Source organism: uncultured Dokdonia sp., from assembly GCF_947496725.1.
Taxonomy (GTDB): Bacteria; Bacteroidota; Bacteroidia; order Flavobacteriales; family Flavobacteriaceae; genus Dokdonia.
Genome location: NZ_CANMDS010000006.1, coordinates 123,952 through 140,082, shown reverse-complemented (window position 1 = coordinate 140,082; position 16,131 = coordinate 123,952). Strand labels below are relative to the sequence as shown.

Genomic DNA, 16,131 nt, shown 5'->3' with positions numbered 1-16,131 from the left:
CCCTGTAAATATATGATTTTAGTGAATACGCTTTCGCGAAAGCGTAAAAATCTAATTTGTTATTTGTGAAGAATTAGTTTGACCTAAGCCTACCAGCTCGTCAAAACGTCCTCCAGGCTTACGGTAATACACTAGTATTTGATAGTTGTTTTCTGTTTGCCAGAAGTTCCCGTCTAGACTATTCTTATAATCTATGCTTCCATCTTTGTTTACTAGTACATAATTGTAGTTATAAAAACCTTGTTTAAGTAAATATGGTAGCTCGTATCTTCTAGTGCGGGTGTTCCACTCCAGTTTTGTACTATTGTCTATCACATAGTTATTAAAGTTTCCGTAAAGATGTATAGACTGGTCATCGAGAAGTTTAGGGTGTCTTAAAGAGAAATGTATCCATACATATTCTGCCTCGGTAAGAGGTGTGCGACCTTGTAGGGTGTTTATGAGAAAGTTTCCGTTTATATCTGGATTGTAGGTGTACGGCTGGTCATATCTAGCTGGATTAGAGTATAGGTAATTGTGATACAGACTCTTGAGCTCTATGCTTTTTATGGCAAAAGTAGCGGCACGCACATCCTTGTTTTCAAAGTTAAAAAACTCATTGCCACCCCAGAAAGCGGTCTCTTGGTCATATCTATACTCGAGTCTGTTACCTATATTGTATTGAGGCTCTATGCCTGTAATGGCTGTTTTGAGGTTGTTGTTTTGTATTAAAACTGTGTGAAGATTTTGTTTTGGGTTTATTATAACTTCATCTCCAGAGTCTATAAAAAATCGCAGTACTTGTTTTGAGTTGATGTATTGTAAATCTCTTGACCTTTTTACTTGAGCTCCCACATTAAATTTGGGTGAGAATATCATAAACTTACGAGACAAAACGAGCTCGTCTTCTTCATCATAAATGCTAAGGAGGTAATTGCCCGTTTTTGTGAGACGTTTAGTCATCTGGTTAGGTATAGACAGCTCATAGTGGGTGTACAGCTGGAGTGTTGCAACCGAGTTTTCAAAATTGAGGATGCGCACATTATCCATCCCTTCCATATACTCAGATCTAGCAAGGCTACTCTCTGTCCAGTCTGCATTGTGATGCGTGATTTTATAAAAGTAATCACGCTCATCTCCATAAATATCGTCAAAAGAAAGCGACAACCTGCTACCTAGTTGTAGTATGGGTAAAGATGTTCCAGATCTGTTGGTAGCGTTAAATTGTACCGTTTTAATAAAAGGAGGTTCGGGTACTTCTTGTGCTACCTGTGCAAAGGTTGTAAACGTTGCAAATAGTAAGAAAAGCGTAAAATAATTTTTCATAATGGATTGATGGTTGCCAAATATAAACAAATTTGATGCCGAGATATTGCGTTGAGGTGTGCGTGATGTGATGTGGCCCTGTGTTTTTTACGCTTTCGCGAAAGCGTATTTAGAATTTTAGAAATTGAAGAAGTTATAGGGCAGTAATTAATTTGTAAAGTGCTTAATGTGAGTGGGTAATGAATATAAACCACGAGCAGTGGTCCATACTTGAAGTTATTATGAGTTTTGTGGAGCGTCTAAGTGCGGTTTTCTCAAAAAAGAGGTGGTTTATTAAACAGATTGATAACTTATTATTTAGAAGCATTATAAATAATACTTTCACTTTTTCTAGCTCGGAAAAATGAGACGTATTTTGTAAATTTGCGCACCTCAATTTTAGAGGATTTTAGATAACATAAATCTACTGACATATGTCAAAAGACATCAGAATCAAAAAAGGTCTTGATATCCGATTAGTAGGCGAAGCAGAAAAGACAATTTCTGAAGGGCCTAGATCGCGTACCATTACTATTAGGCCTTCAGATTTTCATCTCGTGACTCCTAAAATGGTCCTTAAAGAAGGAGCTAGCCTTAAGGCTGGAGACGAGATTTTCTACTCAAAGTCTCAAGAAGAAATCAAATTTGTATCTCCAGTTGCTGGAACAATTACAGAAATCAAGCGTGGCGCTCGCCGTGTGATTACTGATATTGTGATTGAAGCAGATTATGCCGGTGCTACTCGTGATCTTGGAACGTTGAGTCCAACTGCAGATGCTGCTACTGTAAAAGCAAGATTGCTTGAAGGTGGTGTGTGGCCGTTTATAAAACAACGTCCTTATGATGTGGTTGCAAACCCAACAGTTTCTCCAAAAGCAATTTTTATATCTGGTGTAAATACTGGACCACTTGCTGCAGATCTTGATTTTGTACTGGCAGGTAAAGAAGCAGAGCTGCAGGCAGCAGTTACAGCATTAGGAAAACTTACAGATGGTGGTGTACACGTTTCTATAGGTTCTAGTGCATCTGTATTTGCAAGCCTTACAGGTGTTACAACATATACAGTAAAAGGACCACACCCAGCTGGTAATGTGGGAACCTTAATTAATAAAACAAGTCCTATTAACAAGGGTGAGACAGCCTGGACGGTTGCAGCACAAGATCTTGTTGTAATAGGAGAGTTGTTACTTACAGGTAAGTTTAACGCACAACGTGTGATATCGGTTTCTGGGTCTTCTATCAAAGCGCCTAAGTATTACCGCACAATCATAGGTGCAGAGGTATCTACATTTGCATACGATGCTGGAGTAGATGGTGATAATAATCGCTTTATCTCTGGTAATGTATTAACAGGTACTAAAGTTAAGCCAGACGGAGCTCTTGGATTTTACGCAACAGAGTTTGTAGTAATACCAGAGGGTGATGATTATGAATTCTTCGGGTGGAATAAGCCTGTTTTTGATAAAATCTCTCCATCTAGAGCGCTTACTTTTTCTTGGTTACAGCCTAAAAAGAAATATGATCTAGATACAAATACAAACGGTGAGCACCGTGCATTTGTAGTAACTGGAAACTATGAAGAGGTTTTTCCTCTAGATATTTACCCTATGCAGATTCTTAAGGCTTGTATGGTAGAAGATCTAGACGAGATGGAGGCTTTAGGAATGTATGAGGTGGCTCCAGAAGATTTTGCACTTACAGAGTTTATGTGTGTGTCTAAGCAGCCACACCAAGAGATCATTCGTAAGGGATTAGATGTTATGTATAAAGAAATAGGATAAGTTATGGGAATGAAAGAAAGTTTACATAAGCTTAAAATGAAGTATGAAGGGAAGAAGATGGCTCCGGCTTTCAACGCGCTTCACACTTTTTTATACGCTCCTAACGAGACTACACACAGTGGTGGTCACATAAGAGCGGTAGATGATTTAAAACGTACAATGAACACGGTAATCATAGCGTTGATTCCTTGTTTACTGTTTGGTATTTTTAATGCTGGTTACCAGCATTACCTTGCAACGGGAGAGATTGAAGCAGCTCAAGGGTTCTTTAGTACTAACTTTTGGAATCTAGACAACTTCTCTATAGGAGCTTGGACAGTACTTCCATTAGCAATTGTTTCTTACGGTGTAGGATTACTTGTAGAATTTATTTTTGCTGTTATAAAAGGACACGAGGTAGAGGAAGGTTACTTAGTAACTGGAATGCTTGTGCCACTTATTGTACCTGTAGATATTCCACTATGGATGCTTGCAGTAGCAGTTGTTTTTGGTGTAGTAATAGGTAAAGAAGTTTTTGGAGGTACTGGGATGAATATATTAAACCCAGCGCTTACTATACGTGCTTTCTTATTCTTTGCATACCCAACGTGGATGTCTGGAGATAAGGTGTGGGTACACCAAGCAGTAGAGAGAGCAGGAACACCAGATGCAATATCTGGAGAAACTATCTTAGGTAGTTATGCTCAAAATGCAGCAACGATTAATTATGACTACACAGATATGTTCTTAGGATTTATTCCTGGATCTGTAGGGGAGACTTCTAAAATACTCATTATAGTAGGAGCCTTATTCTTAATCTTTACAAAGATAGGTAGCTGGAGAATCATACTTTCTACTATAGTAGGAGCACTAGCAATGGGACTTATCTTTAATGGAGTTGTAGATGCAGGATGGATAGATGATACTAGTAAGTTTTATGGCTTAATGAGTGTTCCTTTCTGGCAACACCTTATCATAGGTAGTATTTTATTTGGCGCAGTATATATGGCAACAGACCCAGTAACTGCATCACAAACTAATAAAGGGAAATACATTTACGGTTTCTTAATAGGTTTTATATCTATTATGATACGCGTATTTAACCCGGCATACCCAGAAGGAGTATTCCTCGCGATCTTATTAATGAACGTATTTGCTCCTACAATTGATCACTACGTGGTACAAGGGAATGTGAAGAGAAGAATGAAGCGTCTTAAACTTAAAACAGCATAACGATGGCAAAGACAGACGGAAACGGATATACAATTCTCTTTGCGACTATTATGGTAGTCGTAGTAGGAGGAGTTCTAGCAGGACTAGCACAAGGTCTTAAGCCTGCTATTAAAGAAAATGAGCGCTTTGAAAAGCAGCAGAACATTCTTTATGCAATGGGCGTAAATGAGAATGTAGCAGGTGATGGAGGTGTAAACTTCATCCCTACAGATAAGGTAGAAGCAGAGTACGATAAGTACATTAAAGAAGCTTACATCATCCAGAATGGTAAAGTGACTCAAAGTGATGAGGCATTTACTGTAGATATGAAGAAGCAAAGCAAGTTGCCTAAAAATGAGCGCAAGATGCCTCTTTTTGTAGGAGAGCGTGATGGTAAACAATTTTTTGTTGTGCCTATGTATGGTAAAGGACTTTGGGATGCTATCTGGGGATATGTAGCGCTAGATAAAGATCTAGTTGTACAAGGTGTATTTTTTGATCACAAAGGAGAGACTCCTGGTCTAGGTGCAAACATTAAAGAGCGTTACTTTATGGACGACTTTACTGGTGAGCAGATTATGTCAAAAACTCAGTACTCAGGTATCACAGTTGCAAAAGGTAACAATGATCCAAAAAATGAACGTAAGGATGATAATAAAGTAGATGCTCTAGCAGGTGCAACGATCACTGGTGACGGTGTGAGTGCAATGATTAAAAGCACACTTAAGAGCTACGTTCCAGTAATTAAAGATTTTAAAACCAAAGCATAATGGCGATACTATCAAAAAAAGATCAACGACTCATTCTTGATCCATTAGCAGATGATAACCCAATTACTATTCAAGTATTAGGTATCTGTTCGGCACTAGCAATTACTGCTCAGCTTAAAGCGTCTATCGTAATGGCAGTATCGGTACTATTCGTACTAGGTATTGGTAACGTAGTGATATCGCTTATGCGTAACATCATACCATCAAAAATTAGAATTATTGTACAACTTATTGTTGTGGCAACACTTGTAATTGTAGTAGACCAGACGCTCAAGGCATTTGCTTATGAGCTGAGTAAAGAACTTTCAGTCTTTGTAGGTCTTATTATTACAAACTGTATCATTATGGGACGTTTTGAGGCTTTTGCTTTAGGTAACGGTCCATACAGATCATTTTTAGACGGGATAGGTAACGCACTTGGTTATGGTGTGATCTTAATCATAGTAGGTTTCTTTAGAGAGCTATTAGGCTCAGGAACGCTTCTAGGTGTTAAAGTACTAGGAGATCCAATAGAAAAAACAGGATTATACAGCATAGGCTACGAGAACAACGGTTTTATGTTATTATCACCTATGGCACTTATCGTAGTTGGACTCATTATTTGGGTACAGCGTAGTAAGAACCCTGCACTCGTAGAAGAGAACTAGAAAATGAATTATCACGCTTTCGCGAAAGCGTAAACCTATAAAATCAAAGATATGTTAGAGCATATTGAATTATTTTTCAAATCGATTTTCATAGACAATATGGTATTTGCCACTTTCTTAGGAATGTGTTCTTACCTAGCCGTGTCTAAAAAAGTGTCAACCGCTGTTGGTCTTGGTGCTGCTGTCATATTTGTACTAGCAGTAACAGTGCCTATAAACTGGCTACTTGACCAGTATATTCTTCGTGATGGCGCACTAGCGTGGTTAGGACCAGAGTATGCAGATTATGACTTAAGTTTCTTATCATTCATACTATTTATTGCAACTATTGCAACAATGGTACAACTGGTAGAGATTGTAGTAGAGAAGTTCTCTCCGTCATTATATAACTCACTTGGTATTTTCTTACCACTTATTGCAGTAAACTGTGCCATCTTAGGAGGGTCATTATTTATGCAATCTAGAGATATCCAAACGTTAGGTCTTGCCTTTAACTACGGTATATCTTCAGGTATAGGGTGGTTCCTTGCAATTCTTGCAATTGCAGCGATACGTGAGAAAATACGTTACTCAAATGTTCCTGCTCCATTAAGAGGTCTTGGTATTACTTTTATCATTACAGGTCTTATGGCAATAGGTTTTATGAGTTTTGGAGGAATGCTTACAGGTGGTGACGAAGAAGAAGCTGCACCAGCTACCGAAGCTGCTCAAATAGAGTTACAAGAAGAAAATACGCAACCCGTAGCTATGATCGAGGTTGAAATTGCTAACGAAAAAGAAAACTAATTATGTTACTAGCTGCATCAATGTCTGGCGTTGTTATCGCCACAATCGCTGCCTTTTTAGTGCTTACGTTAATCCTTGTGGGCTTATTGCTTTTTACTAAGCAAAAGTTATCTCCATCAGGACCTGTAACAATTACTATAAATGGTGAAAAAGAAGTTGAAGTTGCCTCTGGAGGTACGCTCTTATCAACTCTTGGAAACAATAAAATATTCTTACCATCTGCCTGTGGAGGTGGAGGTACTTGTATACAATGTGAGTGTCACGTTCTTGAAGGAGGTGGAGAAGCATTACCTACAGAAACACCGCACTTCTCTCGTAAGGAGCTTGCTCACGGAGCACGTCTTGCTTGTCAAGTAAAGGTGAAGCAAAATATGAATATCACGATTCCAGAAGAAGTTTTTGGAATTAAGAAATGGGATGCAACAGTTGTACGTAACTATAACGTAGCATCATTCATTAAAGAATTTGTAGTTGAGATACCAGAAGATATGGGTTATAAAGCTGGAGGATATATCCAGATTGAAATACCTGAGTGTACAATTAACTATAAGGATATAGACATCACTGCTCACCCAGAAGAGCACGAAACACCAGATAAGTTTCAAGCAGAGTGGGATAAGTTTGGTCTATGGCCACTTACAATGAAAAATAATGAGACTGTAGAGCGTGCATACTCTATGGCTTCTTTTCCGGCAGAGGGACGCGAGATTATGCTTAACGTGCGTATTGCTACGCCGCCGTGGGATCGTGCTAAAAACCAATGGATGGATGTTAACCCTGGGGTTGCATCATCATACATATTTGCACAAAAGCCAGGTGATAAAGTAGTAATCTCTGGGCCATATGGAGAATTCTTCATAAACGAATCTGAAGCAGAAATGCTTTACGTAGGAGGAGGAGCAGGAATGGCACCTATGCGTTCACACCTGTATCACCTTTTCAAAACCCTTAAGACGGGACGTACGGTTACTTACTGGTATGGAGGACGTTCTAAGCGTGAGTTATTCTACTTAGAGCACTTCCGTGAGTTAGAGAGAGAATTCCCTAACTTTAAATTCTATCTAGCGCTTTCTGAGCCTATGGAAGAAGATAACTGGAAAGTAAAAGACTCTACAGATGGAGAAGGAGACGGTTTTGTAGGTTTCATTCACCAGGTAGTAATAGACCAGTACTTAAGTAAGCACGAGTCGCCTGAAGATATCGAACTTTATTTCTGTGGTCCTCCACTTATGAACAACGCTGTTCAGAAAATGGGAGAAGATTATGGAATTCCAGATGAGAACATCCGTTTTGATGACTTTGGAGGATAATATATAATTTCGCTTTCGCGAAAACCTAAAAACCCGATACAGCAATGTATCGGGTTTTTTTTATACGCTTTCGCGAAAGCGTACATATCTATTATCATTTTAAAATTACCGTTGCTGTACTCAAAACTACCGTTCGTGTAGTGGCTATTTTACACCTTATGTAACTGGTTCATATTTGCATCATTATTAACAACAATTTTTAATTATGAAAGCATTTATGAAAACCGTCGTACTACTCGTAGTATTCGCTTGCACTTGGGGGAGTGTAGCGCAGACACATCCTGACCACAATTACTGGCAGTTGAGTCCCCGAGTAGGATATGATTTTCCTACATATGATAATGATACTCCTTTTATAGATTATCAAGGAGGTATTGAACTGGGTCTCTCTGTAGACTATTACTGGAGATGGTTTGGGATAGGGCTAGATCTAGATTACATTAAAAACAGTCCAGAGAGCACGTTTCCTATAGATAATCTTATAGATATCTCAGGAACAACACTCACAGATTTCTCTTTGAGAGAGGATGGTATTACTAGATTCTTTTATGGTATAGGACCTAACTTTCAGTATGTGTCACCCAGTAATAAGTTCAAGGCAGAGCTAAACCTTAGAGGTGGTCTTGCTAGTATAAAAGGCGGACTGACTGAGTTGAGAGAGAATACTGTTATAAATGATCGACTGAACTTTCACGCAGGTTATGATGAGGGTAGTGTTCTTACGGGTAAAGCCCAACTGAGATTTACCTATTTCTTTAATCAAACTTTTGGCATACACGCAGGAGCTTACTATATGAGACATTTTGGTGTACAAGAGAGTCTTGATGGTGGTATGGCTGCTAGATATTATGATGCTACTATTTCAGAGCAGGGTAGCAGTCTCACCGGTGATATTTACACGCGAGCAGAAGCTTGTGAACACGATATATCATCTGTGGGAGTATTTGCAGGGTTAACTATAAAGTTAAAATCTAAGCACGATAATAAGTGTTGTACTACTTGTGAGAAGTACTCGCTAGCGGTGACAGCTCGTGATAAGTTTACAAGACAAGTACTACCTGATACTGATGTTGCTTTGCGTGATAGTGCAGGTAATATAGTGCAAACTGGAACTACAAATACATTTGGTATAGTAGTGTTTAATGACATAGCAAAAGATGATTATGCTATAGATGGGCAACTTTATGAGGTGGGTCTAACTAGTAACAATGCAGGTGCCTCTGAGTTTAAAGAAGGACAGACTTTACAAAAGGAGATTCTTTATGAAGACGAGAACTTTATTCTTCAGGGTAAAGCCGTTATCTGTAATACCGCAACTGGACTACCTGGTGTAGATGTCATTATAAAAAACCTCACAGCTGCAGAACAAAAAAGTACAATCACAGATGGGAATGGCACCTACATATTACATATAGGACAACGTGGCTCTTATGAGTTGAGAGGTAAGAAAGATAAATACTTTTCTCAAACGGTTACAATAAACCCAGCCGAGTATGACAGAAGTACAACACTCTTTGTAAAACTTGAGATCTGTCTAGAAGAAGCAGAGTGTGGTAAAGCCATTACACTTAATAATATTTTATATGATCTGGATAAATATGATATCCGTCCAGATGCACGACCAGAGCTTAATAGGCTTGCACAGTTTATGAAAGATAATCCTGGTATACGTGTAGAGGTAAGCTCGCATACAGATTCTAGAGCTTCAGACTCTTATAATCAAACGCTATCTCAAAACAGAGCAAATGCCGCTGTAGACTATGTAGTCTCGCAAGGTGTAAGCCGAAGCAAAATCACAGGTAAGGGATACGGTGAGTCAAGATTACTTAATGAGTGTGCAGATGGTGTTTCTTGTAGTGAGACAAAACACCAAATAAACAGACGCACAGAGATGAAAGTAATCTGTAATTAAAATTAAGTGTTAGCCAAAGGGACTGCTCTATCACAACAATCATTGTTGAACTATGATCTGATAAGGTGTTGATAATTAGCTTAGATAAAGCGGTCCTTTTTTTAATCTAAAAATAAAATGAAAACAATATATAAAATAACAATAATGATGTCACTAGCCATTCTAGGAGTGAGCTGTAGTGACGATGAGTGTGGGTATGAATTAGAATCTGTAGATGGGGTCTCTTGTGTGCCTTTTGAAGCTAATAAAGCAAATTCAGGCTTTACAGTAGCTACTTGTTATGCCGCAGAATCTAATGAACCTGTAGGTGTTATTTTTGACACGCGTTACAACTCTCAGGCTCCGATAGGTGATGATTGGGGACCAGGGCTAAATACACCATCTGAAACTATACACCCAGCAAACTGGACACCCGAAAATATAGGGCAGGTATTTGGGATAGCTATAGATAGTGATGAAAATATTTACTTAGCATCTTCTAATATATATCAACAAGGTGTTTTTCCTTCACCGGCTTCAAATGTTGTAAGTGGACAAGTGTATAAATGTACAGGACCAAGCTGGACAGCAGTTCCATTTTTTACTGTCCCTAATACAGGCGGAACTCTAAATGGTTTAGGAAACATAGCTTATGACAAGTTGAATGATCAACTTTTTGTCTCAAACCTAGAAGATGGGAATATATACAGATATGATATGCAAGGTAATTTAATTGAGACCTATGACCCTTGGTCTCCAGATGGAGGTTCGGCAGGTATTGTAAATCAAGAAGAACGAGTTTGGGGAATTGGAGTTAATTATGAGAGTGGAGTCGCAAAAGTTTACTTTCCAAGAGTAGCAATAATGCCAAATCCAGAAAGAAGTATATACTCTGTTACACTCAATCCAGATGGCAGTTTTAATAATGTTGCCGCGAGTCTTGAAATTTCTGGAGTAGCGGGTTCTCAAAGCACTATCACAGATATTGCATTTTCAAGTTCCTTCAATGAAATGCTTGTTGCAGAGAGAGGTGATCCTCATAATGCTAAGACACAGAGCTTTTCTAAATCCGGAGGGAGTTGGTCGTTCAATCTACAATATTTTTTAGGAGGAAATGCTGGAGCCGACGGTGAAAATGCTGCGGGTGGTGTAGATTTTTCAAATAGAGAAGTAGATGAAGATATAGATAGTGAGTGTAGTTCTCAATTTTGGGCAACAAGCAACTTTATGGAGGTAAGAGCAGTATCAGGATTTGCTTATGGTTTACAAGGGATTTCTTATGCCGGTAATACTAGTTGGACTACTCCTGCGCCTAATGCAAATCAGGATACAGATCTTTTTGTAGATTTTAATGGCACGTATAATACAAGTGATAAGAATACTATAGGAGATGTGGAGACTTTTGATGCATCTGAGTGTTTTGATCTTTGTGATTTTTAAGAGAAAACTTATTTGACTCGCTTTTCTTTGTCATTTATTTGAATAGACGAGCGGGTCACTATAGTGATAGGGATAACTTTTAAAATAAGCCTATTTACGTGCTTGAATATTAAACAGTAATATTTAGCTATATTTAAACATAACTAACTAACCATTCTAATATGAAAAAATTAAAATTAATCGCCTTGTGGTCGGTGCTGGGTTTTGTCACAGTCTCTTGTTGTGACTGTCCGAGCGGCGCCCCAGACCCTCAACATATAATAAGTGAAAACGACGCATATCAATTACAACAAACTTATTTTAATAACCAGCATAAGTATATTACTGTAGGTGTAGAAGGTCAATATCAAAACGGAGAGCCAGATAATGTAGGTGTCATTGTTAAGGATATTGATGATTTGCAAAAATATTTGATCAATATAAAAAAAGAAGCTATTGCACAGGGAAAACAAAATCCTGGAGCAGTGATATACTTTGGTGCAAAGAATGATGCAAAGAATATCCCAAGATCAACTATTTTTTTTCAAGCGATGCACGCAACCCCAGATCCTAGTAACAATGACTCAGACTTCCCTTCTATTTTAGATTATGAGAAACTGGAATACCCAAGTGCTTATTACGATAAATTAGACCCTATGGGTAAAGAGCCAGATGATGCGCAGCCTGTTGAAGGAGGTTCCAATTAGTATATTTAAAACAGCAAATTAATGATGAGTGATATTTTGTTAATTGTGACAAAGCTTGTCTTGTTCTTATCTGCAATCATATCTTTTTGGCGTTGGAAAAAGCTTAAGCTAGGAAGTCTGGTTTACTTTCCCTTTTATATGTTATTTGTGGTTTTAATTGAAGTTTGCTCTCATTTCAATGGGATAAGCAGTATTGATAAACTATTGTACACCTTATTTGATATAGTTACATATCTATTTTTTATAAGTTGGTTTTATAAAATTCTTAGCAAGAATAAACTTGTCGCTTTACTGGGTGTATGCTATGTTGTTTCATTAATTTTTAGCTTGATACTTGAGAAAATAACTGGAGAGTTAAAGATTCAGTCTACAGTTGGAACGATGATAATGTTTTTACTTTCCATTTTGTTTTATATCTCTCTTATAAAATCAAATGAATTAATAGATTTTATTAGGTTACCAGCTTTTTGGATTGTCACAGGCATATTAATTTTTACTTTAGGTTATTTACCTATAACATTCAGTCTTACTAAAGATTTTTTACCTAGTCGTAACGTGGTCTACCTTATTCTGGTAGTTGTTAATGTTCTTTTGTATGGCTTTTTTTCAATAGCATTTTTATGTCCTCAGAAAAGATAGATTCTGTTTTACTAATTTCAGTGTTCTCCATTTTGGCGATTATTGGTGCGCTCATTTTTATTTTTACAGTATTTATAAAGCAGAGAAATAAACTGGTTAAAGAAAAGTATGAAAATCAGATTATGAGTGAGCGACAACAACACGCCCTAGAACTCCAAGCGCTACGCTCACAAATGAATCCGCATTTTGTGCATAATTCTCTCAATGCAATTCAATATTATATACAGCGCAATGAGGTAGAGCTGTCTGAGATTTATTTGACTAAGTTTTCAAAATTAATACGGTCGTTTTTTACGCTTTCGCGAAAGCGTAATATTACCATAGCGCAAGAGATGTCCTTGTTAGAAAATTATCTCTCTATTGAGCAATTACGATTTGAGGACAAGCTTAACTATAGCATCACAAAAGATACCGAGCTTGATGAGGAAGACATTATACCCACAATGTTGTTGCAACCTATAGTTGAAAATGCTGTAAATCACGGTATTTTTCACAAAGCCACTACTGGCACTGTAGCGATTCATTTTGGCTACGTGAGTGAAGACTCTTTTAAGGTCACTATAATAGATGATGGTATAGGACTGGTAAAGTCTAAAGCAATATTTCATAACAGCGGCAAAGAACTTAATAACAGGTCGTCTAGCGTATTGCAAGATCGTCTCAAGCTACTAGAATACAGTAATACTTGGAAAGTAAGCTACACACTAGAAGATAGAAAAGATACAGGGGGGGCGATAGCTACTTTAATTTTTAAACCCATAGAAGATGAACATACGAGCATACCTAGTAGATGATGAGCGCAAGGCGCTTGCTATCTTACGTTCTAAGCTAGAGAGGTATTGTCCGCAATTGACTATTGTGGGAGAGAGCCAAAGCCCCAAAAATGCCATTACAGAAATACAAGAGTTACAGCCCGACGTAATATTTTTAGATATCTCAATGCCGGAGATGACAGGTTTTGATATGCTCAAGTCTATTCCAAATCCAGCGTTTGAAATCATTTTTGTAACTGCTTATGATGAGTATGCCATCGAGGCAATACGCCATTGTGCTATAGGCTACATAGTAAAACCAGCAGATAAGGATGATCTTATCACGGCGGTCCACAAGGCTATTCAAAACGTAGAGCATAAGGATTCTTTGGCCAAAAACAAGCAGCTTATCGCAAATCTAGGGGTTCAAAATTTTCAAAAAAAGAAGATCGTAGTGCCCACTCAAAAAGGACTAGAGTTTATCCCTATACCGTCCATCATACGGTGTGAAGGAGTAGATGGGTATACAAAGCTCTATTTAGAAGAAGGTAAAACTATGTTGAGCTCTAATAGTATAGGCCACTTTGTAAAGATGTTAGATAAAACAACGTTTTATCAAGTACATAAATCGCACCTTATCAATCTAGATCATATCATTGCTTACCTCAATGAGGGGTACGTCCAACTTACAGAAAATAATAAGGTGCCTGTATCCCGTAACAAGCGCAGCGATTTTTTAAACAACTTTAAAAGTAAGTAGTCTCTATAGTCTTAATAATAAGAGCAAATGTGTAAAGTAAGAACTGCAATAATTATCTTTGTAATATGGCAGAACTTCTTACAGAACAAGAGCTTCACAACCTTGCGATGAACATCGTAGGAGAAGATTTAAAGAGTCAAGGCTTTGAGTTTATGGCAGTAAATTCTAAGCTTAAAAAGGACCCGCAGTTTGTGGCTCTCAAGGATAAAAAATTACATTTTGTAATCGTAAGAGCGCGTACATTTCCAGAAGATGCAAATGTGTATGATGAGGCTTTTATGATAAAAATGCGTGATCACGCACTCAAATTTGAAGCACGTACATTTTATGCTGGGGTAGGGCTAGGTCACGGAGACAATTATCAAAAGCCGGTAGAAAAAGATTCGGCTTACAGAGAGATTTATAACGGACTTCAAGAGATACAATAATGCGCATACTTCTATCATTTCTTATTGCTGTAAGTTTTCTAGCTTGCAAACAGTCACAAACCCCAGACGAGATTACAATCGCAGGCAACGCTTTTGGTACTAGTTATGGAGTAAAATACTTTGGAGAGGTAGCAGAGGCTCCACAAATTAAAAAAGGTATAGACTCTGTGGTAGCAGCGGTAAACCAGTCACTAAGCACGTACATTCCGCAAAGTGATATCTCAAAAATAAATAGAGGTGATACTACGGTTGTTGTAGATGCTATGTTTAAGGACGTATTTACGCTTTCGCGAAAGCTAAATAAAGCCACCTCAGGCTACTTTGATCCTACAGTAGGAACATTGCGTAATGCTTATGGTTTTGGGGATACAGAAGCCTTAGAAACACTAAATGAGCCTACATTAGACTCATTAATGCAGTATGTAGGTTGGAGTAAAGTACAATTACAAGAAGATGGAACGATAAGTAAGGCCGCATCAACTATTTATTTTGATTTTAATGCCGTCGCAAAAGGATATGGAGTAGATAGAGTGGCAGCTTATATGGGTTCAAAGGGGTTTAATAACTACCTCGTAGATATAGGTGGAGAGATAGTAGCTGCAGGGGCCAACCTAAATAAAGAACAACGCTGGACAGTAGGAATAGAAAATCTAGATTCTAAAGTGACAGACAGAACGGCATCAGTTCTCGTAAGCCTTACAGACAAAGCAATGGCTGGCTCTGGAAACTACCGAAAGAATCGCGTTGACAAAGCTACGGGTAAACAATACGTACATACCATAAACCCACTTACGGGTTCTGCAGAGCGTAGTGATGTGCTTAGTGCAACCATTATAGCAGATGATTGTGCCACGGCAGATGCTTGGGCAACTTCTTGTATGGCAATGGGGCTTGAGCGCTCAAAAGAGGCCTTAAAAGGTCAAAATATAGAAGCCTATCTCGTGTATGATGGAGGTGTTTTTATGACTCCTGGTTTTAACCAATATATACAGAAGTAACTATTACTTATAGCAAACAGGTATAATCTCGCCAGGAGCAAGACGATAACGGTCTACCTCTTCTGGGGTTAGGATAGTTGTATAATCTACTTCGTCTACCTTAAAACCTATGGTTCTAAGCTTTTCAAAATAATCTCTTCCATAAACACGCACGTGGTCGTATTGTCCAAAGATTTTTGCGCGCTCATCACGGTCTGTGATGGTGTTATCTTCAAAGGTGGTTGCTCTGTTTAATTCTTGAGGGATTTGTAATATCGCCATCCCGCCAGGGCTCAACACTCTATACAATTCTTGCATTGCCTTTGTGTCATCAGGTATGTGCTCAAGTACGTGGTTACAAAAAATGAGGTCAAAACTATTTTCGGCAAATGGTAAATCACAAATATCTGCCTTAACATCTGCCAGTGGAGAGTTAAGATCTGTAGTGGTGTAATCTAGGTGTGCGCTTTCGCGAAAGCGTTTATAAAAAGCTTGCTCTGGAGCAAAGTGAAGTACTTTTCTTTCTGCTTTAAAAAAATCTGTCTCACGCTGTAGCCATAGCCATAAAAGTCTGTGACGCTCTAGCGAAAGGGTAGATGGTGAGAGTACATTTTCTCTAGGAGTGCCATATCCATAAGGCAAGAATTTTTTAAAGGTCTTACCGTCTATAGGGTCTTCATAGCGATTACCCTTAAGAGTAAGTGCCAGTAGTGGCCGCACCACATAACTCAACCTGATTAATAAAGGTCGAGGAATGGCGTTTAAGAAAAATTTAAAAATTTTCTTCAA

The 16,131-nt window shown here is 38.2% G+C and carries 16 protein-coding genes; 14 read left to right on the top strand and 2 right to left on the bottom strand.

Annotation, left to right across the window (positions count from 1 at the left end; genetic code table 11):
- Window positions 1-51: 51 nt before the first annotated feature.
- Window positions 52-1,305 (bottom strand): DUF5103 domain-containing protein, encoded by a 1,254-nt coding sequence (locus Q0948_RS13425; protein WP_298353747.1) that lies wholly within the window; start codon window positions 1,303-1,305, stop codon window positions 52-54.
- 413 nt (window positions 1,306-1,718) lie between these two features.
- Here Q0948_RS13425 and Q0948_RS13420 point away from each other — a divergent pair, with 413 nt between their 5' ends.
- The 14 genes from Q0948_RS13420 to Q0948_RS13355 all read left to right on the top strand — a co-directional run bounded on the left by Q0948_RS13420 (window position 1,719) and on the right by Q0948_RS13355 (window position 15,363).
- Window positions 1,719-3,065 carry a Na(+)-translocating NADH-quinone reductase subunit A gene (locus Q0948_RS13420; protein WP_298353744.1) on the top strand — a complete coding sequence of 449 codons (1,347 nt, stop codon included), beginning with the start codon at window positions 1,719-1,721 and terminating at the stop codon, window positions 3,063-3,065.
- Between the two features lie 3 nt (window positions 3,066-3,068).
- Window positions 3,069-4,277 (top strand): NADH:ubiquinone reductase (Na(+)-transporting) subunit B, encoded by a 1,209-nt coding sequence (locus Q0948_RS13415; protein WP_298353742.1) that lies wholly within the window; start codon window positions 3,069-3,071, stop codon window positions 4,275-4,277.
- Between the two features lie 2 nt (window positions 4,278-4,279).
- Complete coding sequence (locus tag Q0948_RS13410; protein ID WP_298353740.1) at window positions 4,280-5,026, top strand: Na(+)-translocating NADH-quinone reductase subunit C; 747 nt, start codon at window positions 4,280-4,282, stop codon at window positions 5,024-5,026.
- Window positions 5,026-5,673 (top strand): NADH:ubiquinone reductase (Na(+)-transporting) subunit D, encoded by a 648-nt coding sequence (locus Q0948_RS13405; protein ID WP_035334628.1) that lies wholly within the window; start codon window positions 5,026-5,028, stop codon window positions 5,671-5,673. Before Q0948_RS13410 ends, Q0948_RS13405 begins: the two co-directional genes overlap by 1 nt.
- Before the next feature lie 51 nt (window positions 5,674-5,724).
- The gene (gene nqrE, locus Q0948_RS13400; protein WP_035334627.1) at window positions 5,725-6,459 is read left to right on the top strand and encodes an NADH:ubiquinone reductase (Na(+)-transporting) subunit E; all 735 of its coding nucleotides are present in this window, start codon (window positions 5,725-5,727) and stop codon (window positions 6,457-6,459) included.
- Between the two features lie 2 nt (window positions 6,460-6,461).
- Window positions 6,462-7,769, top strand: coding sequence for an NADH:ubiquinone reductase (Na(+)-transporting) subunit F (gene nqrF / locus Q0948_RS13395; RefSeq protein ID WP_298353736.1), 1,308 nt, complete (start codon window positions 6,462-6,464; stop codon window positions 7,767-7,769).
- Window positions 7,770-7,974: 205 nt separating this feature from the next.
- Window positions 7,975-9,681: an OmpA family protein gene (locus tag Q0948_RS13390; RefSeq protein WP_298353734.1), complete on the top strand. Its 1,707-nt coding sequence runs from the start codon at window positions 7,975-7,977 to the stop codon at window positions 9,679-9,681.
- A 117-nt stretch (window positions 9,682-9,798) separates the two neighbouring features.
- Window positions 9,799-11,100: a hypothetical protein gene (locus tag Q0948_RS13385; RefSeq protein ID WP_298353731.1), complete on the top strand. Its 1,302-nt coding sequence runs from the start codon at window positions 9,799-9,801 to the stop codon at window positions 11,098-11,100.
- Between the two features lie 161 nt (window positions 11,101-11,261).
- Window positions 11,262-11,786: a hypothetical protein gene (locus Q0948_RS13380; RefSeq protein WP_298353729.1), complete on the top strand. Its 525-nt coding sequence runs from the start codon at window positions 11,262-11,264 to the stop codon at window positions 11,784-11,786.
- Window positions 11,787-11,807: 21 nt separating this feature from the next.
- Entirely contained in the window at window positions 11,808-12,425 is a 618-nt protein-coding gene (locus Q0948_RS13375) for a hypothetical protein (RefSeq protein ID WP_298353727.1), read from the top strand.
- A gap of 122 nt (window positions 12,426-12,547) precedes the next feature.
- Window positions 12,548-13,219: a histidine kinase gene (locus Q0948_RS13370; protein WP_298353725.1), complete on the top strand. Its 672-nt coding sequence runs from the start codon at window positions 12,548-12,550 to the stop codon at window positions 13,217-13,219.
- Window positions 13,191-13,937, top strand: coding sequence for a LytTR family DNA-binding domain-containing protein (locus tag Q0948_RS13365; protein ID WP_298353723.1), 747 nt, complete (start codon window positions 13,191-13,193; stop codon window positions 13,935-13,937). Before Q0948_RS13370 ends, Q0948_RS13365 begins: the two co-directional genes overlap by 29 nt.
- A gap of 65 nt (window positions 13,938-14,002) precedes the next feature.
- Entirely contained in the window at window positions 14,003-14,365 is a 363-nt protein-coding gene (locus Q0948_RS13360) for a hypothetical protein (protein ID WP_035328806.1), read from the top strand.
- The gene (locus tag Q0948_RS13355; protein WP_298353718.1) at window positions 14,365-15,363 is read left to right on the top strand and encodes an FAD:protein FMN transferase; all 999 of its coding nucleotides are present in this window, start codon (window positions 14,365-14,367) and stop codon (window positions 15,361-15,363) included. The genes Q0948_RS13360 and Q0948_RS13355 overlap by 1 nt, the downstream gene beginning before the upstream one ends.
- A 3-nt stretch (window positions 15,364-15,366) precedes the next feature.
- On the opposite strand, the gene Q0948_RS13350 is transcribed toward Q0948_RS13355, so the two are convergent.
- Window positions 15,367-16,131 (bottom strand): class I SAM-dependent methyltransferase, encoded by a 765-nt coding sequence (locus Q0948_RS13350; RefSeq protein WP_298353714.1) that lies wholly within the window; start codon window positions 16,129-16,131, stop codon window positions 15,367-15,369.

Bases quoted from the DNA above. Each gene is read 5' to 3' on its own strand.
- Q0948_RS13425 (WP_298353747.1), bottom strand. From the start codon at position 1,305: ATGAAAAATTATTTTACGCTTTTCTTACTATTTGCAACGTTTACAACC.
- Q0948_RS13420 (WP_298353744.1), top strand. From the start codon at position 1,719: ATGTCAAAAGACATCAGAATCAAAAAAGGTCTTGATATCCGATTAGTA.
- Q0948_RS13415 (WP_298353742.1), top strand. From the start codon at position 3,069: ATGGGAATGAAAGAAAGTTTACATAAGCTTAAAATGAAGTATGAAGGG.
- Q0948_RS13410 (WP_298353740.1), top strand. From the start codon at position 4,280: ATGGCAAAGACAGACGGAAACGGATATACAATTCTCTTTGCGACTATT.
- Q0948_RS13405 (WP_035334628.1), top strand. From the start codon at position 5,026: ATGGCGATACTATCAAAAAAAGATCAACGACTCATTCTTGATCCATTA.
- nqrE (WP_035334627.1), top strand. From the start codon at position 5,725: ATGTTAGAGCATATTGAATTATTTTTCAAATCGATTTTCATAGACAAT.
- nqrF (WP_298353736.1), top strand. From the start codon at position 6,462: ATGTTACTAGCTGCATCAATGTCTGGCGTTGTTATCGCCACAATCGCT.
- Q0948_RS13390 (WP_298353734.1), top strand. From the start codon at position 7,975: ATGAAAGCATTTATGAAAACCGTCGTACTACTCGTAGTATTCGCTTGC.
- Q0948_RS13385 (WP_298353731.1), top strand. From the start codon at position 9,799: ATGAAAACAATATATAAAATAACAATAATGATGTCACTAGCCATTCTA.
- Q0948_RS13380 (WP_298353729.1), top strand. From the start codon at position 11,262: ATGAAAAAATTAAAATTAATCGCCTTGTGGTCGGTGCTGGGTTTTGTC.
- Q0948_RS13375 (WP_298353727.1), top strand. From the start codon at position 11,808: ATGATGAGTGATATTTTGTTAATTGTGACAAAGCTTGTCTTGTTCTTA.
- Q0948_RS13370 (WP_298353725.1), top strand. From the start codon at position 12,548: ATGAGTGAGCGACAACAACACGCCCTAGAACTCCAAGCGCTACGCTCA.
- Q0948_RS13365 (WP_298353723.1), top strand. From the start codon at position 13,191: ATGAACATACGAGCATACCTAGTAGATGATGAGCGCAAGGCGCTTGCT.
- Q0948_RS13360 (WP_035328806.1), top strand. From the start codon at position 14,003: ATGGCAGAACTTCTTACAGAACAAGAGCTTCACAACCTTGCGATGAAC.
- Q0948_RS13355 (WP_298353718.1), top strand. From the start codon at position 14,365: ATGCGCATACTTCTATCATTTCTTATTGCTGTAAGTTTTCTAGCTTGC.